This is a genomic window from Bradyrhizobium lupini, from assembly GCF_040939785.1.
Taxonomy (GTDB): Bacteria; Pseudomonadota; Alphaproteobacteria; order Rhizobiales; family Xanthobacteraceae; genus Bradyrhizobium; species Bradyrhizobium canariense_D.
In genome coordinates, this window is sequence record NZ_CP162553.1 from 598,547 (window position 1) to 620,561 (window position 22,015).

Annotated in this window: 17 protein-coding genes and 1 pseudogene; 4 read left to right on the forward strand and 14 right to left on the reverse strand. The window is 64.2% G+C overall.

Going from position 1 to position 22,015, the window contains the following annotated elements; translation table 11 throughout:
• Window positions 1-83 precede the first annotated feature (83 nt).
• The 6 genes from AB3L03_RS03245 to AB3L03_RS03270 are packed head-to-tail and all read right to left on the reverse strand — an operon-like array spanning window position 84 to window position 6,931.
• Window positions 84-563 (reverse strand): MaoC family dehydratase, encoded by a 480-nt coding sequence (locus AB3L03_RS03245; RefSeq protein WP_018459212.1) that lies wholly within the window; start codon window positions 561-563, stop codon window positions 84-86.
• Window positions 564-2,282 (reverse strand): AMP-binding protein, encoded by a 1,719-nt coding sequence (locus AB3L03_RS03250; protein WP_018459213.1) that lies wholly within the window; start codon window positions 2,280-2,282, stop codon window positions 564-566.
• A complete protein-coding gene (mmsB, locus tag AB3L03_RS03255) occupies window positions 2,282-3,172 on the reverse strand; it encodes a 3-hydroxyisobutyrate dehydrogenase (protein WP_085352821.1) in 891 nt (296 codons plus the stop codon). The genes AB3L03_RS03250 and mmsB overlap by 1 nt, the downstream gene beginning before the upstream one ends.
• A gap of 28 nt (window positions 3,173-3,200) precedes the next feature.
• Window positions 3,201-4,268 (reverse strand): enoyl-CoA hydratase/isomerase family protein, encoded by a 1,068-nt coding sequence (locus AB3L03_RS03260; RefSeq protein ID WP_018459215.1) that lies wholly within the window; start codon window positions 4,266-4,268, stop codon window positions 3,201-3,203.
• On the reverse strand, window positions 4,265-5,410 hold the full coding sequence (locus AB3L03_RS03265) for an isobutyryl-CoA dehydrogenase (protein ID WP_018459216.1): 1,146 nt from the start codon (window positions 5,408-5,410) through the stop codon (window positions 4,265-4,267). The genes AB3L03_RS03260 and AB3L03_RS03265 overlap by 4 nt, the downstream gene beginning before the upstream one ends.
• A gap of 24 nt (window positions 5,411-5,434) precedes the next feature.
• Window positions 5,435-6,931: a CoA-acylating methylmalonate-semialdehyde dehydrogenase gene (locus tag AB3L03_RS03270; protein WP_368508236.1), complete on the reverse strand. Its 1,497-nt coding sequence runs from the start codon at window positions 6,929-6,931 to the stop codon at window positions 5,435-5,437.
• Window positions 6,932-7,032: 101 nt separating this feature from the next.
• On the opposite strand from AB3L03_RS03270, the gene AB3L03_RS03275 reads away from it, so the two are divergent.
• The gene (locus tag AB3L03_RS03275; protein ID WP_368508237.1) at window positions 7,033-7,941 is read left to right on the forward strand and encodes a LysR family transcriptional regulator; all 909 of its coding nucleotides are present in this window, start codon (window positions 7,033-7,035) and stop codon (window positions 7,939-7,941) included.
• 3 nt (window positions 7,942-7,944) lie between these two features.
• Here the strand turns inward: AB3L03_RS03275 and AB3L03_RS03280 are convergent, their stop codons facing one another.
• Together AB3L03_RS03280 and AB3L03_RS03285 are read right to left on the reverse strand one after the other, a co-directional pair.
• Window positions 7,945-8,565: a TetR/AcrR family transcriptional regulator gene (locus tag AB3L03_RS03280; protein ID WP_018459219.1), complete on the reverse strand. Its 621-nt coding sequence runs from the start codon at window positions 8,563-8,565 to the stop codon at window positions 7,945-7,947.
• Window positions 8,566-8,624: 59 nt separating this feature from the next.
• A pseudogene (locus AB3L03_RS03285) lies at window positions 8,625-9,163 on the reverse strand (PaaI family thioesterase).
• A 151-nt stretch (window positions 9,164-9,314) separates the two neighbouring features.
• Here AB3L03_RS03285 and AB3L03_RS03290 point away from each other — a divergent pair.
• The 3 genes from AB3L03_RS03290 (at window position 9,315) to AB3L03_RS03300 (ending at window position 12,826) form a co-directional block, all read left to right on the forward strand.
• Complete coding sequence (locus AB3L03_RS03290; RefSeq protein WP_018459221.1) at window positions 9,315-10,085, forward strand: enoyl-CoA hydratase; 771 nt, start codon at window positions 9,315-9,317, stop codon at window positions 10,083-10,085.
• Between the two features lie 142 nt (window positions 10,086-10,227).
• Window positions 10,228-11,424, forward strand: a complete 1,197-nt coding sequence (locus AB3L03_RS03295; protein WP_368508238.1) for an acetyl-CoA C-acyltransferase — start codon at window positions 10,228-10,230, stop codon at window positions 11,422-11,424.
• A 106-nt stretch (window positions 11,425-11,530) separates the two neighbouring features.
• Window positions 11,531-12,826, forward strand: a complete 1,296-nt coding sequence (locus AB3L03_RS03300) for an MFS transporter (protein WP_368508239.1) — start codon at window positions 11,531-11,533, stop codon at window positions 12,824-12,826.
• A 219-nt stretch (window positions 12,827-13,045) separates the two neighbouring features.
• Here AB3L03_RS03300 and AB3L03_RS03305 read toward each other — a convergent pair whose 3' ends face one another.
• From AB3L03_RS03305 to AB3L03_RS03330, 6 genes are all read right to left on the reverse strand, one after another.
• Entirely contained in the window at window positions 13,046-13,732 is a 687-nt protein-coding gene (locus tag AB3L03_RS03305; RefSeq protein WP_368508240.1) for a hypothetical protein, read from the reverse strand.
• A 179-nt stretch (window positions 13,733-13,911) separates the two neighbouring features.
• Window positions 13,912-15,621, reverse strand: a complete 1,710-nt coding sequence (locus AB3L03_RS03310) for a response regulator (RefSeq protein ID WP_368508241.1) — start codon at window positions 15,619-15,621, stop codon at window positions 13,912-13,914.
• Window positions 15,618-17,132, reverse strand: coding sequence for an ATPase domain-containing protein (locus AB3L03_RS03315; protein ID WP_368508242.1), 1,515 nt, complete (start codon window positions 17,130-17,132; stop codon window positions 15,618-15,620). Before AB3L03_RS03315 ends, AB3L03_RS03310 begins: the two co-directional genes overlap by 4 nt.
• Window positions 17,133-17,394: 262 nt before the next feature.
• Entirely contained in the window at window positions 17,395-19,092 is a 1,698-nt protein-coding gene (locus tag AB3L03_RS03320; RefSeq protein ID WP_368508243.1) for a GMC family oxidoreductase, read from the reverse strand.
• A 422-nt stretch (window positions 19,093-19,514) separates the two neighbouring features.
• Window positions 19,515-21,074 (reverse strand): acyl-CoA carboxylase subunit beta, encoded by a 1,560-nt coding sequence (locus tag AB3L03_RS03325; protein WP_368508244.1) that lies wholly within the window; start codon window positions 21,072-21,074, stop codon window positions 19,515-19,517.
• On the reverse strand, window positions 21,004-21,978 hold the full coding sequence (locus tag AB3L03_RS03330; protein WP_368508245.1) for an IclR family transcriptional regulator: 975 nt from the start codon (window positions 21,976-21,978) through the stop codon (window positions 21,004-21,006). Before AB3L03_RS03330 ends, AB3L03_RS03325 begins: the two co-directional genes overlap by 71 nt.
• Between the last annotated feature and the right edge of the window lie 37 nt (window positions 21,979-22,015).

The following is a 22,015-nucleotide window of genomic DNA, read 5'->3' on the forward strand; positions in this document are numbered from 1 at the left end:
AGGGAGAGGGTTCGAGCGCACCGATTTGGACAACTTTTGAGCAGCGATGGGCTGCCGGGTCAAGCCCGGCAGCGACGGCCCACTCAGGCGAAATAGATCAACCCGAGCCAGTCCGCGACCAGCGCGGGCTTGTCCTCGCCTTCGATTTCCACGGTGACGTTGGTGCGCGACTGCAATTCATTCGGCTTGCGCAGCTTGGCTTCCGCCAGCACGAAACGGCCCCGAACGCGCTTGCCCGAGCGCACCGGCGAGATGAAACGCAGCTTGTCAAAACCGTAATTGACCCCCATCGTGGTGCCCGCGATGACGGGCATCACCTCGTAGGACATAATCGACAGCAGCGACATCGTCAGGAAGCCGTGCGCGATGGTGGTGCCGAACGCCGTCTCGTTCTTCGCACGCTCCGGGTCGACGTGAATGAACTGGTGATCCTCGATCACGTCGGCATAGGTGTCGATGCGGGGCTGATCGACCAGGTGCCACGACGACACGCCGATCTCCTTGCCAACCATGGCCTGATAGGCGTCCAAGGAAATCGGCGGCTTCTTCCAGACTTCGTTCACTTAGGTCTCACTCCGTGTTTTCGGCAGCTCCGGAAAGTCCTCTTCGCGGAATTCCCGGCCGCGCAGGGCATCATTGCGGTCGTCGTCACGCTCCAGCCGTCTCAGCTGAACGCGGCGGATCTTTCCCGAGATCGTCTTCGGCAGCTCCGTGACGATCTCGAGGCGCCGGATGCGCTTGAACGGTGCAAGGCGCGTGTGCAGATGCCTGAAGATGGAGAGCGCCGTCTCCGGCGAACGCTCCGCACCGGATGTCAGCAGCACATAGGCCTTGGGGATCGCGAGCCGGATCGGGTCCGGGCTCGGCACCACGGCAGCTTCCGCGACGAGCTCGTGCTCGAGCAACACGCTCTCGAGTTCGAACGGGCTGATGCGATAGTCGGAGGATTTGAATACGTCGTCGGAGCGGCCGACGAAAGTGAGATAGCCATCGTCATCCTCGAACACGACGTCACCGCTGCGATAAAGCTCGCCTTCGGCGCCGGACAGCCCACCGTCGTCGCCCTGATAGCCCTGCATCAGGCCGGCGGGGCGGTTTTCGCCGAGCACTAGAGCCACCTCGCCCTCTTTGGCCGGATGACCATCGGCGTCGCTGACCTGCACGCGATAGCCCGGCAGCGGCCGGCCCATCGAGCCGACCTTGATCTTTTGCCCCGGCGAGTTGCCGGCCAGCGCCGTGGTTTCGGTCTGGCCGTACCCGTCGCGGATGGTGAGGCCCCAGGCGGCCTGCACCTGCTCGATCACTTCAGGATTGAGGGGCTCGCCGGCGCCGCAGACCTCGCGCAAGGCCACCTTGAACGACGCAAGATTCTCCTGGATGAACAGCCGCCACACCGTCGGCGGCGCGCACAGCGTGGTGACGCCGCAGCGGCCAATGGTGGCAAGCAGCCCCTTGGCGTCGAAGCGCGGCTGGTTGACCACAAAGACGGTCGCGCCCGCATTCCACGGCGCAAAGAAACAGCTCCAGGCGTGCTTGGCCCAACCGGGCGAGGAGATGTTGAGATGGACGTCGCCGGGCTTCAACCCGATCCAATACATGGTCGAGAGATGGCCGACGGGATAACTGCGCTGGCTGTGCCGCACCAGCTTCGGCTTTGCCGTGGTGCCCGAGGTGAAATAGAGCAGCATCGGGTCGTCAGCGTTGGTCGGGCCGTCGGCTGCAAAGCTCTCCGACGCCCTTGCGGCGTCATCATAGGAAAGCCAGCCATCGGAGGCCTCGCCCACGACGATGCGGACGATATTATCGGCGCCAAGACTTGCGAACTTCGCAACCTGGTCCTGCGCGGCCACCACCGCCTTTGCCTTGCCGCGATCGAGCCGGTCGCGCAGCTCGTCGGCGGTGAGCAGCGTCGTCGCGGGAATCACGACGACGCCGAGCTTGATCGCGGCCAGCATCGTCTCCCACAGCGGAACGACATTGCCGAGCAGCAGCAGGAGATGATCGCCGCGCTTCAAGCCTTGCGCGCGGAGGAAGTTGGCGACCTGGTTGGAGCGGCGCGACAACGCCCCGAACGAGAGCTTGGTCTGCCGATCCTGCGCGGCATCGACGATCCAGAGCGCAGGACGATCCTTGCTGTCCGCATTCGCCGCTAGCTCGGCATCGAACCAGTCGAGCGCCCAGTTGAAGGGAATCGGATCCGGCCAGCGGAAGCCCTTGACCGCTGTCTCATAGTCCGTGCGGTTGTGAAGCAGAAACGCGCGCGCTTCCTGAAATGTCGTCATTAGGCTTTCCCGGCCAGCCCCCTAACGTGCTCGATAATTCCGGAAAAATCCACCCCGCCCTGGCCGGCTGCGTCAAAGGCCTGATAGATTTCCTGCGCATGCTTGCCGAGCGGCGTCGCCGCGCCGGCGGCCTTGGCGGCGTCCTGCGCCAGTGTCAGATCCTTCACCATCAGTGCCGAGGCAAAGCCCGGCTTGTAGTCGTTGTTGGCGGGCGAGGTCGGCACCGGCCCGGGCACCGGACAATAGGTCGTCAGCGACCAGCACTGGCCCGACGAGGTCGAGGCGACGTCGAACAGCGCCTGGTGCGAGAGCCCGAGCTTCTCGGCCAGCGCGAACGCCTCACTCACGGCGATCATGGAAATGCCGAGGATCATGTTGTTGCAGATTTTTGCCGCCTGGCCCGCGCCGGCACCGCCGCAATGCACGATCTTCTTGCCCATGTTCTCCAGCACGGGCTTTGCCGCTGCAAACGCGTTGTCCTCGCCGCCGCACATGAAGGTGAGCGTCGCACCCTTGGCTCCGCCGGTGCCGCCGGACACCGGCGCGTCGACCGAAAGCACGCCGTGCTTGGCCGCGAGCGCATGCGCCTGCCGCGCGCTCTCGACGTCTATGGTGGAGGAGTCGATGATCAACGCGCCCTTGGTCATCGCGGGAACGACCTCGCCCCACACGCCGAGCACATGCTTGCCGGCCGGCAGCATGGTGACGACCACATCGGCACCTTTCACGGCGCCCGCAGCGCTCTCTGCGATGCCGGCACCGTCGGCCTTGGCCTGGTTGCGGGAGGCCTCGGCGAGGTCGAAAGCGACGACCTTGTGGCCGGCCTTGACCAGATTGGCGGCCATGGGGCCGCCCATGTTGCCGAGACCGATGAATGCGATCGTGGCCATCTTGGTTTCCTCCGCTTGAAAGACGTTGTTAGTTGAACTTCAATTCGTCGGCGCCGATCTCGGCGAGATAGTGCGCAAGCATGTCCGGCGTGACGTCCTCGATTCGCGACGGCGACCAGGTCGGATTGCGGTCCTTGTCGATCACGGCGGCGCGCACGCCTTCGCGAAAGTCGTCGCTGCGGAAGACTTCCAGCGCAGCCCGATATTCGCGCACCAGGCATTCTTCCAGGCTCGACGCGGTGCGCGCGAGCCGCAGCAGCTTGAGCGTCACCACCATGCCGCGCGGCGATTTTTCGTTGAGCGCCTTCAACGTCGCCAGCGCGAACTCGGAACCGTCGCGCTTGAGCGCGGCAAAAATGTCTTGCATGCGGTCGAAGCCGAACAGTGCGTCGATCGCCGGCTCCTTTGCGGCGACCGGCCCCGCGATCTCCCCGGTCGCAAAACCGTTGATGAGCTTGCTGACATCGGCCGCGGTGACGCCCTGGCGAACTTTGGTCAGCGCGTCGCGCAACTCGGGCCATTTGGCCGCCGATACCACCGCGTCGGCAAACCTGGCATGGATCGCATCGGGGCCGTTCATGGTCTGGCCGGTCAGGCCGAAATAAGTGCCGATCTCGCCCGGCGAGCGTGACAACAGCCAAGTGCCGCCGACGTCGGGAAAGAAACCGAGCCCGACCTCGGGCATCGCAAGCCTCGTACGGTCAGTCACGATTCGATGGCTCGCATGCGCCGAGAGTCCGACGCCGCCGCCCATCACAATGCCGTCCATGAAGGCGACATAAGGTTTCGGGAATTTCTTGATCCGGGCGTTGAGGATGTACTCTTCCCGCCACAGGATCTTGCCGAGGTCACCATTGACCTTCGAACTTTCCCAGAGCGCACGGATGTCGCCGCCGGCACACAAGCCACGCTCGCCGGCACCTTCCAGCACGATCACGGCAACGGCGGGATCGGCCTCAAAACGGTCGAGCGCCTTGTCGATGTCGCGAAACATCTCCAGCGTCACGGCATTGATCGCCTTGGGGCGGTTGAGCCTGATAAATCCGGCCGAGCCTTCGACCCATGCGACCAGATCGCCCTCCTCCGCTCCACTCATCGGGCGCCCTCGATCAATTTGCGCGCCACGATCAGCCGCATGATTTCGTTGGTGCCTTCGAGAATCTGGTGCACGCGCAAATCGCGCACGATCTTCTCGATGCCGTATTCGCTGAGATAGCCGTAGCCGCCGTGCAGCTGAAGCGCCTGGTTGGCGACCTCGAAGCCGGCATCGGTGCCAAAGCGTTTGGCCATCGCGCAGAGCATCGTGGCGTCGGGATCCTTGCGGTCTAGCGCCGCCGCTGCGCGCCACAGGAACGTACGCGCGGCCTCGAGCTCGATCGCCATGTCGGCGAGACGGAACTGCAATGCCTGGAATTCGTCGAGGCGTTTTCCAAAAGCCTTGCGCTCTTTCATGTAGGAACGCGCCTTGTCGAGCGCGGTCTGCGCGCCGCCTAGTGAGCACGCTGTGATGTTGAGACGCCCGCCGTCGAGGCCTGCCATCGCGATCTTGAAACCGACGCCCTCCTCGCTCAGCCGGTTGGCGACCGGCACGCGGGCGTTCTCGAAGATCACGGCGCGGGTCGGCTGCGCGTTCCAGCCCATCTTGCGCTCGTTGGCGCCGAACGAGACGCCCGGCGTGTTGCCGTCGATGACCAGCGTCGAGATGCCGCCGGGGCCATCGCCGCCGGTGCGCACCATCGCGACCAGGAGATCGGTCCCGCCGGCGCCGGAGATGAACTGCTTCTGGCCGTTGAGAACGTAATGATCGCCGTCGCGCACGGCACGGGTGCGGAGCGCTGCCGCGTCCGAGCCGGCGCCGGGCTCGGTCAGGCAGTAGCTCGCGATCAGCTCCATGGTGCAGAGCTTGGGCAGCCATTTGTGGCGCTGGGTGTCGCTGCCGTAGGCATCGATCATCCACGACGCCATATTGTGGATGGAGATGAAGGCCGAGGTGGTCGGACAGCCCGTCGCCAGCGCTTCGAAGATCAGCGCCGCGTCGAACCGTGTCATGGCGGAGCCACCCACATCCTCGCGGATGTAGATGCCGCCCATGCCGAGCGTGGCGGCCTCGCGCATCACCTCGACGGGAAAATGCTTCTCCTCGTCCCAGCGCAGCGCGTGCGGCGCGATCTTTTCCGCCGCAAACGCCAACGCCATGTCGCGAACCGCGATCTGATCCTCGTTCAGAGCGAACTGCATCTGTTAGCTTCGCTCCAACGACGGTTACTTCATCAGCGGGATCGAGAACTCCGCGCCTTCCTTGACGCCGGACGGCCAGCGCGAGGTCACCGTCTTGGTCTTGGTGTAGAAGCGGACCGAATCCGGGCCGTGCTGGTTGAGATCGCCGAAGCCCGACTTCTTCCAGCCGCCGAAGGTGTAATACGCAATCGGCACCGGGATCGGCACGTTGATCCCGACCATGCCGACGTTGACCTTGGCCGCGAAGTCGCGCGCGGCGTCGCCGTCGCGGGTGAAGATCGCAACGCCGTTGCCGTAATCATGCTCCGACGGCAGCGCCAGCGCTTCCTTGTAATCGTGCGCGCGCACGACCGAGAGCACGGGGCCAAAAATCTCTTCCTTGTAGATCCGCATGTCCTTGGTGACGTTGTCGAACAGCGAACCGCCGAGATAGAAGCCGTTCTCGTAGCCCTGCATCTTGAAGCCGCGGCCGTCGACGGCGAGCGTCGCGCCTTCCTTGATGCCGATGTCGATATAGCCCTTGACCTTCTCGACCGCCTCGCGCGTCACCAGCGGACCGTAATCGGCGGAGGGATCGATCGAGGTGCCGATCTTGAGACTCTCGACGCGCGGGACCAGCTTTTCCATCAGGCGGTCGGCAGTGGCCTTGCCGACCGGAACCGCGACTGACACGGCCATGCAGCGTTCGCCGGCCGAACCGTAGCCGGCGCCGATCAGTGCGTCGACTGCCTGGTCCATGTCGGCATCCGGCATGATGATGGCGTGGTTCTTGGCGCCGCCAAAACATTGGCAGCGCTTGCCGGTCTGGGCGGCGCGCTCGTAGATGTATTGCGCGATCGGGGTGGAGCCGACGAAGCCGACGGCCTTGATGTCGGGATCGTCGAGGATGGCGTCGACCGCTTCCTTGTCGCCGTTGACGACATTGAGGATGCCGGGCGGCAGGCCCGCCTCGATCATCAGTTCGGCAAGCATCATCGGCACGCCGGGATCGCGCTCCGACGGCTTCAGGATGAAGCCGTTGCCGCAGGCAATCGCAGGAGCGAACTTCCACATCGGAATCATCGCCGGGAAATTGAACGGCGTGATGCCGGCGACGACGCCGAGCGCTTGGCGCATCGAATAGATGTCGATGCCGGGGCCGGCGCCTTCGGTGTACTCGCCCTTCATCAGATGCGGAATGCCGCAGGCGAACTCCGCGACCTCGAGGCCGCGCTGGATGTCACCCTTGGCGTCAGGAACGGTCTTGCCATGCTCGCGGGCAAGCAGTTCGGCCAGCTTGTCGTAGTCGCGCTGCACCAGCTCGACGAACTTCATCATGACGCGAGCGCGGCGCTGCGGGTTGGTCGCGGCCCATTCCGGCTGCGCGGCGCGGGCGTTTTCCACGGCGGCGCGAACCTCGGCCTTGGACGCCAGCGCCACCTTGGCCTGAACGTCACCGGTCATCGGCTCGAAAACGTCGGCGGTGCGGCCCGAGGTGCCCTTGACCTCCTTGCCACCAATGAAATGTCCGACTGAACGCATGGAATGGTCTCCTTGAGGCGAGCTTGAACGCTTTGACAAATCCTATCGACCTGCATTTTATAGGATTCAAGTCTGAGATAATGCACCATAGATGTGCGAAAATGCTGGATCAAGGCGCTATCGACTGGGACGACTTCCGCTTCGTGCTGGCCATCGTGCGGGGCGGCTCGGTTTCGGCTGCGGCAAAACAGCTCGGCGTCGACCATGCCACCGTGATCCGCCGCGTCGACCGGCTGGAGAAGCACCTCTCGGCCAAGCTGTTTGACCGGCGCAAGACCGGCTACCTGCTGACAGAGGCCGGCCAGCGCGTCGCCGACAGCGCTGAATCGATGGAATCGACCATCGTCGCCAACCAGGAGCAGGTCGGTGGCTCCGTGGCGCGGCTGACCGGCACGGTGCGGATCGGCGCGCCGGACGGTTTTGGCACCGCCTTCCTGGCGCCGCGACTGGCGCCGTTCGCGGACCGGTATCCCGATCTCGACCTGCAACTGGTGGCCACCGCGCGGCTGTTCAGCCTCTCCAAGCGCGAGGCCGATATCGCCATCAGCCTGACCATGCCGAAGGAAGGCCGCATCGTCGGCCGCAAGCTGCTCGACTACGGGCTCGGACTCTATGCCGCGCCCGCCTATCTCGACCGCTTCCCGAAAATCACCTCGCGCGAGGTCCTGCCGCAGCATCGATTCGTCGGCTATATCGAGGAACTCTTGTTCACGCCCGAGCTCGACTATCTGCCGCAGGTCTCGCCGAAGATCTCCGCGCGCTTGCGCAGCGCCAATCTGATCGCACAACTCAACGCCACGCTCGCCGGCTTCGGTATCGCCGTGCTGCCACACTTCATGGCGGCCGACTATCCGCAGCTGATTGCGGTGCTGGCGGAAGAGGTCTCGATCACCCGCACCTTCTGGATGCTGATGCACGCCGACAGCAAGGACCTCGCACGCATCCGCGCGGTGGCGGATTATATTTCCGAGATTGTGGAGCGCGAGCGGGCGTTGTTTGCGGGGCTCTGAAGCCTAGCTCTGCTTCGCCTTTTTCGCCGCCGCAGCCTTCGGCTCACGCCGCGCGCCGTCCAGCGCGCTGTCCTTGCCCGTCTTCAGCACCTCATCCGACAGCTCGCTCGAGCCGGCAATGCGCGCGAGCAACATGGTGCCGGCCATGGTCGCCAGCGTCGCGATCGCCTGCTTGCGCGCGGCCTTGCGCGGCAGATTCGGGATGAAGTCCGTGATCATCTCGATCATCTCGTCGAGCTTGCCGGCAAAGGCCTTTCGCGTCTTCGGGCTCTCTCGGGCGATCTCGGCGCCGAGCGCGGGGATCGAGCAGCCGTGACCGGGGTTGTCGCGATGCACCGCGGAGAGATAGGTCTCAACGATCTGACTGAGCTGCTTCTCCGGCGTGACCTGATCGGATTGCTTGCGCCAGTGCTCCATCGAGCGATCCATAGCGTAGCCAAACGCCTCGATCACCAGCGCCTCGCGGGAATCGAAATGGGCGTAGAAGCCGCCATGGGTCAGGCCCGCTTCCTTCATGAGGTCGGCGACACCGATGCCGTGGGCGCCCTTTTCGCGCAGCCGCACGGAAGCCTTCTTCACGATGCGGTCGTGGGTTTCCTGCTTGTGTTCCCGGGAATAGCGCATGCGGATCTCATTGGATGTCGGGGGTCATCTAATAACACGGATATCGGCCGGACGGCGCATTAATTCCCGGTAAAATTGTTGTCGATCATGGAAAAGGTCGCCGTTGCGTGCACCGCAAGCGCCCCCTTACCGTCGCGGACAAATCCCTCGGCGTAGCTGGTCTGGCGTCCCAGCTTGATCACCTTGCCTTCGGCGGAGATCAACCCGGACCGGACCGAGAGCGGACGCAGGAAGGTCATTTTCAGATCGAGGGTGACGGAGCCCTGCCCGGGCTCCAGCCGGGTCGAGACCGCACACCCCATGGCGGTGTCGAGCAGCGCGGCGGCTGTGGCCCCGTGCAGGAGGCCTATGGTGTTTTCGAGATCCTCGCGCGCTCGAGTTCCATGACGATCCGGCCCGGCTCGACCACGGCCATGATGAAGCCGATCAGCTTGGCAAAGGGTGGCGGCGGCAGCCTTCCGTCGCGGATGCCCAGCATCGCATCCATGCCTGACAGGCCCATCGCCACTTTCGCAACCGGCGCAGGCACCTGCCATTCAACCACCCGCTCGCGCCGGCCCGCAGGCGAAAACAGGTCGAGTTGATCGATGTCGGTCATCGCGGCCTCTTTTGTATGATTTTCATCATACTATGCTGCGGACTTAGCGCTGGCAACTCCCTCCCCGCCGGCTTGACAAGCAATGCGTTTCGGCCCGGAAGTGTGACCTGACCGGCGTATTCGCACGTCTACGAAGCTCAGAGATCCTCTCATGGAAATGCTCAACAACCACTGCGGCGTGACGCGCGATGCGCGCGGCGTCGTTCATGTCGCGATCTGCAATGCCGGCTCGCTGAACATTTTGAGCTCGCCCGTCACCGATGCGGTGCGCGAAGGCCTGCAGCAGCTCTCGTCCGACCGCAGCATCCGGGTCGTGGTGCTGCGCGGCCAGAGCGAGAAGAGCATGATCGGCGGCGCCGACATCAAGGAGATGGCCAAGCTCGACCAGAAGTCCGCCGAGGCCTTCATCAGCCGCCTGCGCGACCTCTGCGAGGCCGTGCGCGCCTTCCCGGCCCCTATGATCGCGCGCATGCCCGGCTGGTGCCTCGGCGGCGGGCTCGAAGTCGCCGCGGCCTGCGATTTCCGGATCGCCGCCCGTGATGCGCATTTCGGCATGCCGGAGGTGCGGGTCGGCATTCCCTCGGTGATCCATGCCGCGCTGCTGCCGCGCCTGATCGGGTGGGCCCGCGCGCGCTGGCTGGTGATGACCGCTGAGAACATCGACGCGCCGACGGCGCTGGCCTGGGGGTTGGTCGACAAGGTCGCGCCGGAGGGTGGGCTCGATGCCGAGGTCGAGCACCTCGTGAAGGCCCTGCTCGAATGCGGCCCCGAGGCGCTGCGGTCGCAGAAGGCATTGCTGCGGCAATGGGAGGAGCTGCCGCTGACCGAGTCGGTAAATTTGAGCGTCAAAGTCTTCGGCGAGTCGTTCCTGACGGACGAGCCGACGCGGCTGATGGGCGCGTTTGTGAATCGGAAGCGGTAGGCGCTCTCCACCTCGTCCGATCGAACGAGCAAATCTCATCCGACCTACGACAATTTCTCATGCCCCGCGCAGTTGCATTTTTTGCGCCGCATCATATGATGACCGTAATCTTACATAGTTGGCATCTCACGGAGTCTCACCCATGGCCGAAGCCGCCGATCCCGTCGTCATCGTCTCCGCCGTCCGGACACCGCTCGGCCGCTTCATGGGCGAGCTTTCGCCGCTGGCCGCGCACAAGCTCGGATCGCACGTGATCGGCGCGGCACTGGAGCGTGCCAAGCTTGCGCCGGAGAAAATCGACGAGGTTTTCATGGGCTGCGTCCTTCCCGCCGGCCAGGGCCAGGCCCCCGCGCGCCAGGCTGCGCGGGCCGCCGGCCTACCCGATGCCACCGGCGCGACTACTGTCAACAAGGTCTGCGGCTCCGGCATGAAAGCGACCATGCTGGCGCACGACATCATTTGCGCCGGCTCGGCCGAGATCGTCGTCTCCGGCGGCATGGAAAGCATGAGCAACGCGCCGTATCTGCTCGCCAAGGCGCGTGGCGGCTATCGCGCCGGCCATGATCGCATCATCGACCATATGATGATGGACGGCCTCGAAGACGCCTACGAGACCGGCCGCTCCATGGGCGATTTCGGCGAGGCCACCGCAGAAGCCTATCAGTTCACCCGCAAGGACCAGGACGCCTTTGCGATGGAAACGCTCAGCCGCGCACGCAAGGCGGTCGAGGGCGGTGCGTTCAAGGCCGAGATCGCGCCGATCACGCTGAGTGAGAAGGCCGGCCCCCGCATCGTCGCCAATGACGAACATCCGCTCAAGGTCGATCCCGCAAAGATCCCCGGGCTGAAGCCGGCGTTCCGCGCCAACGGCACCATCACGCCGGCGGCCTCCTCCGCCAACGCCGACGGCGCCGCTGCGCTGGTGCTGACGAAGCGCTCGCTCGCCGATCGCAGCGGCCTGCCGGCTCTCGCCGTGATCAAAGGCCACACCACCCACAGCCAGGAGCCGCAATGGTTCACTACGGCCCCGATCCCGGCGATCCGCAAGCTCTTGGACAAAGTCGGCTGGAATGCCGGCGATGTCGATCTGTTCGAGATCAACGAAGCCTTCGCCGTGGTGGCGATGGCGGCCCAGCGCGATCTCGGCATTCCCCGCGACAAGCTCAACATCCACGGCGGCGCCTGCGCGCTCGGCCATCCCATCGGCGCCACCGGCGCACGGCTGATCGTGACGCTGCTGCATGCGCTCGAGGCGCGAAACCTCAAGCGTGGCGTCGCCGCGCTCTGCATCGGCGGCGGCGAAGCTACTGCGATCGCGGTAGAGCGCCTGACGCACTGACGTGAACGTCCGGAAATGAGGGAACTCTGTCATTTCCGACAGACGCGTCCCGTGCCATTCTGAAAACTTGCGCAGGCTCTCGCCTGCCCATCAAGATTGAGGCCCAATGATCTCGAACTGGCTCGCGGCAACACTCGGCCGCCGCAATATCCACTACGGCTGGGTGATGGTCGGCGTGACCTTCCTCACCGCGCTGATCAGCGCCGGCACGGTCGGCGCGCCCGGCGTGTTCATCGTTCCGCTTCAGAAGGAGTTCGGCTGGAGCACGGCGGAGATCTCGTCGGCGTTGTCGATCCGCTTCATCCTGTTCGGGCTGATGGCGCCGTTCGCGGCTGCCCTGCTCAACCGCTACGGCCTGCGCAACGTCACGCTGACCGCGCAGCTGATCGTGGTCTCGGCGCTGGTGCTCTCGCTCGGCATGACAGAGGTCTGGCAGCTCGTCGCGCTGTGGGGCGTCGTGATCGGGATCGGCACCGGCATGACCGCGCTGGTGCTGGGCGCCACCATCGCGACGCGCTGGTTCGCGGCGCGGCGCGGCCTCGTCGTCGGCATCATGACCGCGAGCGTCGCCACCGGTCAGCTCGTGTTCCTGCCGCTGCTGGCAAGCCTCACCGAACGTTTCGGCTGGCGGCTGGCGCTCGGCTTCGTCTGCATCGCGCTTGGTGTTTCCGCCCTCGCGGTCCTGCTCGCGATGCGCGACCGTCCGAGCGATTTGGGCCTGCGCCCTTTCGGCGACGAAGGCACCACACCCCTGCCCGCGCCGCCCGTCAGCCATGGCTCGATCACCGGCGTCGCACTCGGCACGCTGCGCGACGCCTCGAAGAGCGGCGCGTTCTGGGTCCTGTTTGCGACGTTCTTCGTCTGCGGCGCATCCACCAACGGCCTCGTGCAGGTGCATCTGATTCCGATGTGCCTCGATTTCGGCATCCCGCAGGTGCAGGCCGCGGGCTTGCTGGCTGCAATGGGCATCTTCGACTTCTTCGGCACCATCATGTCGGGATGGCTTTCGGACCGCTACGACAACCGCTATTTGCTGTTCTGGTACTACGGCCTGCGCGGGCTCTCGCTGATCTTCCTCCCCTTCAGCGATTTCTCGTTCTTTGGGCTCTCGATCTTCGCGATGTTCTACGGGCTCGACTGGATTGCAACTGTGCCGCCCACGGTGCGCCTGACCGCACAGAAATTCGGACCCGAGCGCGCCAATCTGGTGTTCGGCTGGATCTTTGCCGGCCACCAGCTCGGCGCGGGCACCGCTGCCTTCGGCGCCGGTCTCTCGCGGACGGTCTATCAGAACTACCTGCCCGCCTTCTTCATCGCCGGCGCGCTCTGCGTGTTCGCCTCGCTGATCGTGCTGACGCTGTCGCGACAACCGAAGCCGAAGCCGCAAGCCGCGATGGCTTAGTATCTGATGGTGCCGGTGACGCCGTAGAGTGCGGCGTCACCGATCCGCCCGACACGAGGCGGGTCGTCCGGGTTCGGGGTGCCGCTCGATTGCGGAAGACGTACCTGAAATAAAGCGCGACCAGCCGTCGCAGATCGAAAATCAGCAAGGCGAACCTGCCGTAACCGTCAACAGACGCCTTGCGGATGTTCATGCGTCGCAATTATGTCGGCTGGCCGCTCAGGCGAGGGACCCCCCGCGCGGGTTGACGATCGTATAGCCACGCAATGAACGCGCATGCATTCGCGTCGCGTGTCCGCCCGAGTTGGCGTCGTACGCCATCCAGGTGTCCCCTTCCAAATGCTGCTCGAGGACGAATACATGTCCACGTCGCGCTGCGACCATTCCCGGTGCGGGTGATGTCCGCGGGAAGCGCAGCCAATTGGCCGCAAGATTCAATTCCGGCACGATACGGCCGAACACGCGCAGAGCCGCGCCGCAGCCGCAGAAGGAGGAAGGACACCCTGCCGGACGACTGCCGACGATGCGGGCGCTGGAGATGCTCGTCGTCGGGGCGCCGCCCGCGTCGGTCACTGTCAATTGCGTCGCGCGATAGGCTTGTAGCGAGGACCTGGGATTCAGTGGGGACCGGGAAGTCCGCTCACGGCGCGGTTGCGCATATGAGAAGTCGCAGGGCATCGTGACGTTGCATTCAGGTACTTGATGAATGCGATAAGTCCGTGCTTCGGAAGCGACGGAGCTGAGGGCAACCAAGAGACACGCAGAAAGAACCGCCTTGAACATTGCAGGGCTCCAAATTGAAGATCCCTGCCCCGGCAATGAGAAACCAATAACAGTTTGGCTGAAATCGGCTAAAAGAACGGCCAAAAGTGGCTTCATTTGCAGGCCGATTTCTGCAGTCCTCATAGCCCAGACGTAGCGGCGGAGATAGATAACTCGCAGAGAACGAACGCGTCTCGTCGCAACTGAAAACGCGATCGGATGTGCACGCGCCGCTCAGCGATGGGCGTCGACCGGCCCGAGCGCACAATTGCGCAGGGTACCCCTCGAGCCATAAACCCGGCCGGTGATTGTTGCGCGCTTGGTCAACCCCGAGTCGTCGCCAAACCCGCTCCTGTGGCTATCGCAAAGTCCGATTTTGCAGCGCCGAGCGCTGCGGCGAGCTCGTCGATGTGGTAAGGCTTCGATAGGATCCGGATCCCGGCCTGCTCGGCGTCGTGAACCGCGGCTTCGGCGTATCCGCTCGTCAGCAGGACCGGAATGTCGCTTCGCCTTCTTCTGATCTCGCGCGCGAGTTCGACACCGTTCATGCCGCCCGGCATCATGATATCGGAAAACACCAGATCGACGGAGCGGCCGTCCGCTAGGGCACCGAGAGCCGCCGCAGCGCTGGCCGCCCGCGTGACCTGGTAACCGAGCTGCGCAAGCATCTCGCTGACGAGCGCGGCGACCTCGTCGTCGTCTTCGACGAGGAGGATTCGGCCCTGATTGGCCTTCTTGGGCCGCGCCCTGTTCAGGTCGATGAGGTGCCGTTCACCCGAAGGGATATTCCTGGATCGCGGCAAATAGAGCTCGATGCTGGTGCCCTCGTCGACAACCGATTTTATTCGAACCATCCCGCGTGATTGCGTGGCAAATCCGTGGACCTGAGCAAGCCCCAGGCCCGAGCCTTTCCCGACATCCTTGGTCGTGAAGAACGGTTCGAAGACCCGCGCCAGGATCTCGGGGCTCATTCCAACACCTCTATCGATCACGGACAGACGAACGTAATCGCCCGCGATCTCGTCCTCAATCAGGCCGGCCAGGTTCTCGCCGCGGACAACGATCGTGCCACCGTTCGGCATCGCATCGCGGGCGTTGACCGCCAGGTTGAGAATGACCAGCTCGAGCTCTCCCGGATCGACCTCCACCGGCCAAAGCCCCTCCGGAAAATCGAACTCGACGTGAACGTCGCCTCTGAGGCTCCGATCGAGCAATTCGCGCATGCCGCCGATCTGCGCTGGGATGTCGACGGCCTCGGGCCGGAGCTTCTGCCGCCGTGAAAAAGCCAGAAGCTGCCTGGTCAGGCCGGCACCACGCTGCGCCGCCTGAACCATTCCTTCCAGCAGACGACGCCGCCGATCAGGATCAGTCTGCCGGTCGAGCATGTCCAATCCACCGGAGATCACCATCAGCAGATTATTGAAGTCGTGAGCTACTCCGCCGGTCAATTGCCCGATGGCTTCGATCTTCTGGGCCTGACGAAGGGTCTCCTCGACGCGGGCGCGCTCTTCCATTTCGGCCCGCAGATGCTTGTTGGCCTCCTCGAGGGCACGGGTGCGCTCGACCACGAGCTTCTCGAGCTCCTGGGCCGTCCGCTCGCGCGCCTGCAGCAAGGTCCGAATTTCATATTGCCGCCGGCGGGCCCGCATCGCGGATTGAATTGCGCTCGTCAGCGTGATCGGCTGAACCGGGCGCTCGAGCAGCGAAACGTTGCGGAGTGTCTCGACGATGCTGCGGCGCCAGGCAACCACCGCCGGCTGCTCCCGGTGGCTGGTGAGAATGACAAAGGGCAGGTCGGACCAGGGCGGCTGCCGCTCGATCCAATGTGCCAGCGGCTGGGTATCCTTTCCGAACAAGCCCTCCTCGGCGAGAAGCACCGCGCCCACGCCAGCCGACATCTCGTTGACCAGTTCAGGCAGACCTCGACAATTGATTGCCACGAGATCCGAATTGCGGAGAAGCTCGACCGATGCCGGTCCATCGCGGCCAATCGGAGCAAACACGAGGACGCAATGATCGCGGTCGGCGCTCATTCCGACAGCCCCTCCGGTATCTCCGTGCCCGAGTAACGCGGATTCCCGGAAAAGATGCCGCTGAATCCGGTCAGCGGAGGACCTACCGTAATGCCGGCACTGCCAAGACGAAACTCGCGGATGGAATTTTCATGATTGCCGCTGCGCTTCTTCACGACCGAGAGGGCGCGCCGCACCGTTCCGCCGACTTCGAAATAGCGCAGCATGAGCACGGCATCGCTCAAATAACTGATATCGAGGGCCGTTTCCATCGGGCCGACCAGCCCATGCTGAGCGAGGATAAGGACGGTCAGCACGCCTTTCTGCCCGAGATAGCTCAAGAGCTCGTGCATCTGGAGGATGAGAAATCGCTCATCCGGCATTGCGTTGAGGTAGCCGTTCAGACTGTCGATGACAACAATTCGGGCGTTGTCCTTTTCGACGCTGTTGCGCACATTGGCGGCGAATTCGCCGGGGGACATTTCGGCGGGATCGATCTGTTTAAATCGGATGAGTCCCGATTGCAGATGGCTTTCAAGCGGCAGGCCCAGCGTTCGAGCCCGGGCCTCCACTGTACCGCGACCTTCATCGAAGGCAAAGAACACCGCATGCTCACCGCGATCTGCCGCCGCGATCGCATAGGTCAGCGCGAGAGACGACTTGCCGACACCGGCGGCGCCCAAGAGCAGCGCACTGGTGCCGCGCTCGAGCCCTCCTCCCAGGAGCTGGTCGAGTTGTGCATTGCCGCTGGGCGTCAACTCACCGATAAACGAGGTGTGATGTTCCGCCGCCACCAGACGGGGGAATATCCGCACCCCTCCCGCTTCGATCGTGAAATCGTGGAAACCGCCGCGAAATCGAATGCCGCGCATCTTGATCACGCGAAGCCGCCGGCGCTCTGCCCCATAATCAATGGCGAGCTGTTCGAGCATCACGACGCCATGCGCGATCGAATGGAGTTGCAGATCGTCCTGGGAGGACGAGAGATCGTCGAGGAGGATGACCGTGCAGTTGCGGTTGGTGAAAAAGTGCTTCAGGGCCAGAACCTGGCGCCGGTACCGCAGCGGGTTCTGCGCAAGGAGGCGGAGCTCGGACAGGCTGTCCAGCACCACGCGCGCGGGATTGATCCGTTCGACCTCTTTGAATATCAGGCCCGTGGTTTCGCTCAGCTCCATCTCGGCGGGGTGGAAGACGGTGAGCTCGCGCTCCGGATCGAGCGTCGTCTCAGGCGGCACCAGTTCGAAGATGTCGACTCCTTGCAACGACCAGCCGTGCCGCTGTGCAACCAGCGTCAGCTCACGCTTGGTTTCCGACAAGGAGATATAGAGCACGCGTTCACCGGAGCGGGCGCCCTCGAGAAGGAATTGAAGCGCCATCGTGGTCTTGCCCGAGCCGGGCCGACCCTCGTAGAGGTACATGCGATTGGGATCGAGCCCGCCGTAGAGGATATCGTCGAGGCCGTCACTGCCGGTCGAAATCCTGGGCAACTCTCCGGGGTCGCTGGTTTGCGCCCGGCTTGATGAATTGATCATTGAACCCCCGTGAAGCTCCATCGCCGACAGTGCGCTCCGGCCCCGAGATGGGACGCGCGGTCAGCGGCCCGTCTCAGTCGTAAGGCGAAATCTGGCAAAGAACGCCGAAGCCGGGTTCCAAGTTCCGCCTAAGGACGCATGTCCGCCAGACCGTCGGCCGCGGAACCGTTCTCGCCCACCATTTCAGCTTTTGCGGTCTCACTAGCGGTCCTGGACGGTCAGCGTCGACAAGGCGGTTCGCCAGCCGAAAAGCCGCGCCGGCTCACTGCATCATCGCGGCCGCGATCTTCTCCGCCGACATCAGGACCGGAAAATTGGTGTTGGCGCACGGCACCACCGGGAAGATCGAGGCATCGACGACGCGCAGGCCCTGCACGCCCTTGACGCGCCCCTGTGGATCGACCACCGCCATCGGATCATCGGTCCGGCCCATGCGGCACGAGCAGGAGGCGTGCCACACGCCGATCGTGGCCTTGCGCACGAAGGCTTCCAACGCCTCGTCATCGTTGATGACGTCGTCGAAGGTGAAGCCCTCGACCACGAAATTGTCGATCATGTAGTGGCGCAGCGCCGCCGGCCCGTCCATCAGGGCCGCGGCGATCTTGGTCAGAATCCGATTCTTGGTGTTGACCACGCCGATCTTGCGCACGCGATCGGTATAGGAGGCCGGGAACGGCTTGTCCGTCACGGCCCTGACGACGTCGCTCATCTGCACGGCCGCCATCTTGCGAAAGCCGCTCATCAGGCGATCGAGGTCGCGCCGGTCGGACAACAGGTTGAACTCGACGATCGGCTCGACTGCCGGGTCGCGCGAGGCAAGTTTGACCTGTCCGGTCTCGGAATAGGTCTTGTTGACGAACGTCAGCAGCGATCCGATTTGCTCACCGACGGCGTGCCAGGCCGATTTGCTGAGCAGCACGACGAACATGTCGCCTTTCGGCACGCCTTCGAGCCCGGACGAGTAACGCAGGCCAAGCTGCATATGGCGCCTGGTGTGCTCGTTCATCCGCGCGCCGCGGCGGACAAAGGACGATAGCGAGATCGAGGGATGATCCATCAGGCGCTGGCCGACGCCCTGCAGCCCCATCAACACGGGAATGCCCATATCCCTGAGGTGACCGACCGGGCCGATGCCGGCGCGCAACAGATGCGCCGGCGAATGGATGGCGCCGCTGGAGAGAATGATCTCGCGGGCGCGGAATTCCTGCTCCCGCCCGTCGACCACCGCCTTCACGCCGACGCAATGCGTGCCCTCGAACAGCAACTCCCTGACTTGCGTGTTGGTGGAGATCGTGAGGTTGGCGCGCTTGCGCGTGTCTCGATCGAGATAGCCCATGGCAGCCGAGACGCGTTGCTCGGCCTGGTTCGAGTGCGTCACCGGGAAAAACCCGTCGACGAACTCGCCATTCTGGTCGGGCAGGAACTGATGTCCGGCCTGCTGGAAGGCTTGCGCGAACGCCTGCGAATGCCGCGTCCAGTGCTCCCTGGGGATTCGGCGGACCGGGATGCGGCCGTCCTTGCCGTGGTAGGGACCGTCGAAATCGAGGTCGCGCTCGACCTTCTTGAAGAAGGGCAGCACATCATTCCAGCTCCACCCCGCGGCGCCGCGCGCTTCCCATTCGTCGTAATCGGTCGGCGCGCCGCGGTTGGCCATCTGGCCGTTGATCGAGGAGCCGCCGCCAAGCACGCGAGCCTGCTCGTATTTGCGCAGGGGCGGGCGCCCTTCGTCCGGGTTGTTGTGACTGACGATCTGGGTCGTGACCTTGAGCTCGGTCCAGTGGAAGCGCGGATCGAAATAGGCCGTCCCCGGATAGCTGTCCTTGATCTCGGCCGGCTCGTCTCCGGGCGGTGTGTCCTGTCCAGCCTCGCAGAGCAGGACCTTGTTGGCGCTCCTCGCGGAGAGCCGGTGGGCCAGCACGGACCCCGCCGAGCCGCCGCCCACGATAATGAAGTCGTACACGATTGGCGCTTCCTCTTGTTCTTGCCCGGGAAGCGTAGCGCGTTATTGTTTTGAGGTCACGTCATCGCTGCCGCGGCAAAGCGCGAGCACAACGCCGTCGACGCCGAGGGCACCGCCCGGCGGCAGGCATCTGCCGTCCGGTCAGCAGGTGACGAGGGAGCGAACCGAGGAGGCTTTACGGCTTCCTTACGAAGCCCGCGCGCAACCTCTCGGCAAACCAGACTACAAAAATCGAAGCGAACGACAGGCAGAAAAATATGGCTGTCCAAAGCAGCGCGTTACCCGCATTTGTCATGACGTCTCTCCCTCGTTTCAAACGAGACGCTTGCAGACAATCGAACGCTACGTGTTGCGATAGATCAATTTTGCCGAACTGCAATTAGGCTGAGATCGGCATCAGCAGCTCGCAGTGACGGCTGAGGCTACGGCCTGATCGAAAAACTCTCCGGCGGCCCTGGCTTCCGCAATGGCTCCGACAGCCGCGCGAACTCGCACAGCAGCGACCGCGTCTTCCTGGGATCGATGATCTCCTCCACCCAGAATTTTTCGGCGGAACGGAATGGCGAGCGCAGCCTGTTGAGGCGGTCCTCGATCTCTTTCAGTTTCTCCGCCTTGTCCTCGGCCGCGTCGATGTCCGCGCGGTAGGCGGCTTCGATGCCGCCTTCGAGCGGGAGCGAGCCCCAATAAGCCGACGGCCAGGCGTAGCGGATCGAGAAGCGGTCGGCGGGCTGATGCACCACGCCGGCGACGCCGAAGGCGTTACGCAGGATCACCGTGCACCAGGGCACCGTGGCCTGGTTGACCGCGGCCATAGCGCGAACGCCATGGCGGATGGTGCCCGCCTTCTCCGCATCGAGGCCGATCATGAAGCCGGGGCAGTCCATGAGATAGACGATCGGCAAATGGAAGGTCTCGGCGAAGTCGACCCAGCGCACCACCTTCTGGCAGGCATCCGCCGTCCAGGAGCCGCCATAGTGAAAGCTGTCGCTGGCGAGCACCATCACCGCCCTGCCCTCGAGCCGCGCGAGGCCGACAATGATCGGCTTGCCGAAATTTTTGGCGACCTCGAAGAACGAGCCCTTGTCCACGACCTGCTCGACGATCGGCCGTATCTTGTAGACCTGCTTGCGGTTGCGTGGCACCGCGCTCATCAGCGCCTCTTCTGTGCGCTCCGGATTGTCGGTGCAGGGCAAGGTCGGTGGTAGCTCGTAGACCGACGACGGCAGATAGGACAGGAATCGCCGGGCGCAGGCAAACGCCTCCTCCTCGGTGTCGACGGCATGATCGACCGCGCCGGCGCGGGTCTGGATGTCGGCGCCGCCGAGCTCTTCCCTCGAGAGGTCCTGCCCCAGCGCCTTCACCACCGGCGGACCTGCGACGAACATCGCGGACTTCCGGGTCATGATGGAATAGTGGCTGGCGGCAAGACGCGCGGCACCGAGCCCTGCGACCGAGCCGAGGCCGAGCGCGACCACGGGCACGCGCGACAAATTCTCGGTGGTGAAGCGATACCAGCGTGTGCCGCCGATGCCGCCCGGCAAGTTCGCCGCGCCCTTGGTCTCGATAGTCTTGACCGAGCCGCCGCCGCCGGAGCCTTCGATGATGCGGACGATGGGCAGGCGGAGATCATGCGCCATCTCCTCCGCCATCAGCGGTTTTGCGGAGATGGACGCGTCCGCCGAGCCGCCGCGCACGGTGAAATCGTCGCCGACCACGACGACGGTGCGGCCTTCGATGCGCGCGCGGCCGAACACGCAGTTCGCCGGCGTCAATTTCTGCAACTCGCCGCTGGAATCGTATTCACCGACGCCGGAGACGGCACCGATCTCGTGAAAGCTGCCCTTGTCGGTCAGTCTGTCGATACGCTCCCGAACAGTCAGTCGGCCCTGGTCATGCTGACGCTTGACCTTGTCAACGCCGCCCATCTCCCGCGCGAAGGCTTCGCGCCGGGCGAGCTCGTCGAGTTCCGGCTTCCAGTTCATTCACTCCCTCCGAATTGATCGGCTTGTTATTGTTGTGCACGGCCATGGCGACCGGTTTACGCGGGATGCGGGCGTTGAAGACTTCGCCTTCCGCGCCCTCCATCAGGCTGCCGAGCGAACGGCCAAGCGCGAGCATCAGCGGCGCGACTTCGGCATGCAGGCGCTCTTCGTCGTACATCGCCGACAGAAGACCGATCGTGATGACGACGAAGGTCTGGTATTGCGGCGACCAGATCGGCACCGCGAGCCCGTTGATATGCGGGCTCCACAGGCCGCAGGCCACGACATAGCCGCGCTCATGCAGCGACTGCCGGTTGGCCTCGATGCGGGGCCGCAGGATTTTCGCAGCCTCGGGAGCTTCCCGCTCCATGTCCGCGATGAAGGCATCGCCGACCTCGGGCGCCAATGCCGCGGTGTAGGCTGCGCCTGCAGCGGTCGAGGCCATCGAGATGCGGCTGCCGGTGCCCTCGTGCAGCCCGAGTGCCGAGGCCGAACGCGCGAACTGGAGATAGACCAGATGGAAGCGATCGGGGACCACGAAGCCGACGGTGCCCGGCAGTTGCTCGGCGACTTCCTGGAGCCGCTGGCGGATCATGCTGCGCAGCTGCGCGCCCTTCATCATCGAGGCGCTCATCGCCACCGCGCTCGGCCCGATGCGATATTTCTGATCGCGCGGCAGATAAACCAGTTGCCCCATCCGCGTCAGCGTGTGCGTCAACCGCGACACCGTGGAGCGCGGCAGGCCGCAGCGATTTGAAATTTCGAGATTGCCAAGCCTGGCCTCGTGGCCTTCGAAGCACCGCAACACGTCGAACGCGCGCGACACCACCTGGATGACATCACCCTCACCGGCTTCGCCAGCGAGCGCACCTTGTCTACTCAACCGCTCCGAACGTCGTCCCATGATCCCTACCGCTTGTTCCGCTGTGCGGAATTAAATT

Excerpts from the sequence above, each read along its gene's own strand:
- AB3L03_RS03250 (WP_018459213.1), bottom strand. The coding sequence starts at position 2,282 with ATGACGACATTTCAGGAAGCGCGCGCGTTTCTGCTTCACAACCGCACG.
- mmsB (WP_085352821.1), bottom strand. The coding sequence starts at position 3,172 with ATGGCCACGATCGCATTCATCGGTCTCGGCAACATGGGCGGCCCCATG.
- AB3L03_RS03260 (WP_018459215.1), bottom strand. The coding sequence starts at position 4,268 with ATGAGTGGAGCGGAGGAGGGCGATCTGGTCGCATGGGTCGAAGGCTCG.
- AB3L03_RS03265 (WP_018459216.1), bottom strand. The coding sequence starts at position 5,410 with ATGCAGTTCGCTCTGAACGAGGATCAGATCGCGGTTCGCGACATGGCG.
- AB3L03_RS03270 (WP_368508236.1), bottom strand. The coding sequence starts at position 6,931 with ATGCGTTCAGTCGGACATTTCATTGGTGGCAAGGAGGTCAAGGGCACC.
- AB3L03_RS03275 (WP_368508237.1), top strand. The coding sequence starts at position 7,033 with ATGCTGGATCAAGGCGCTATCGACTGGGACGACTTCCGCTTCGTGCTG.
- AB3L03_RS03280 (WP_018459219.1), bottom strand. The coding sequence starts at position 8,565 with ATGCGCTATTCCCGGGAACACAAGCAGGAAACCCACGACCGCATCGTG.
- AB3L03_RS03290 (WP_018459221.1), top strand. The coding sequence starts at position 9,315 with ATGGAAATGCTCAACAACCACTGCGGCGTGACGCGCGATGCGCGCGGC.
- AB3L03_RS03295 (WP_368508238.1), top strand. The coding sequence starts at position 10,228 with ATGGCCGAAGCCGCCGATCCCGTCGTCATCGTCTCCGCCGTCCGGACA.
- AB3L03_RS03300 (WP_368508239.1), top strand. The coding sequence starts at position 11,531 with ATGATCTCGAACTGGCTCGCGGCAACACTCGGCCGCCGCAATATCCAC.
- AB3L03_RS03305 (WP_368508240.1), bottom strand. The coding sequence starts at position 13,732 with ATGAGGACTGCAGAAATCGGCCTGCAAATGAAGCCACTTTTGGCCGTT.
- AB3L03_RS03310 (WP_368508241.1), bottom strand. The coding sequence starts at position 15,621 with ATGAGCGCCGACCGCGATCATTGCGTCCTCGTGTTTGCTCCGATTGGC.
- AB3L03_RS03315 (WP_368508242.1), bottom strand. The coding sequence starts at position 17,132 with ATGATCAATTCATCAAGCCGGGCGCAAACCAGCGACCCCGGAGAGTTG.
- AB3L03_RS03325 (WP_368508244.1), bottom strand. The coding sequence starts at position 21,074 with ATGAACTGGAAGCCGGAACTCGACGAGCTCGCCCGGCGCGAAGCCTTC.
- AB3L03_RS03330 (WP_368508245.1), bottom strand. The coding sequence starts at position 21,978 with ATGGGACGACGTTCGGAGCGGTTGAGTAGACAAGGTGCGCTCGCTGGC.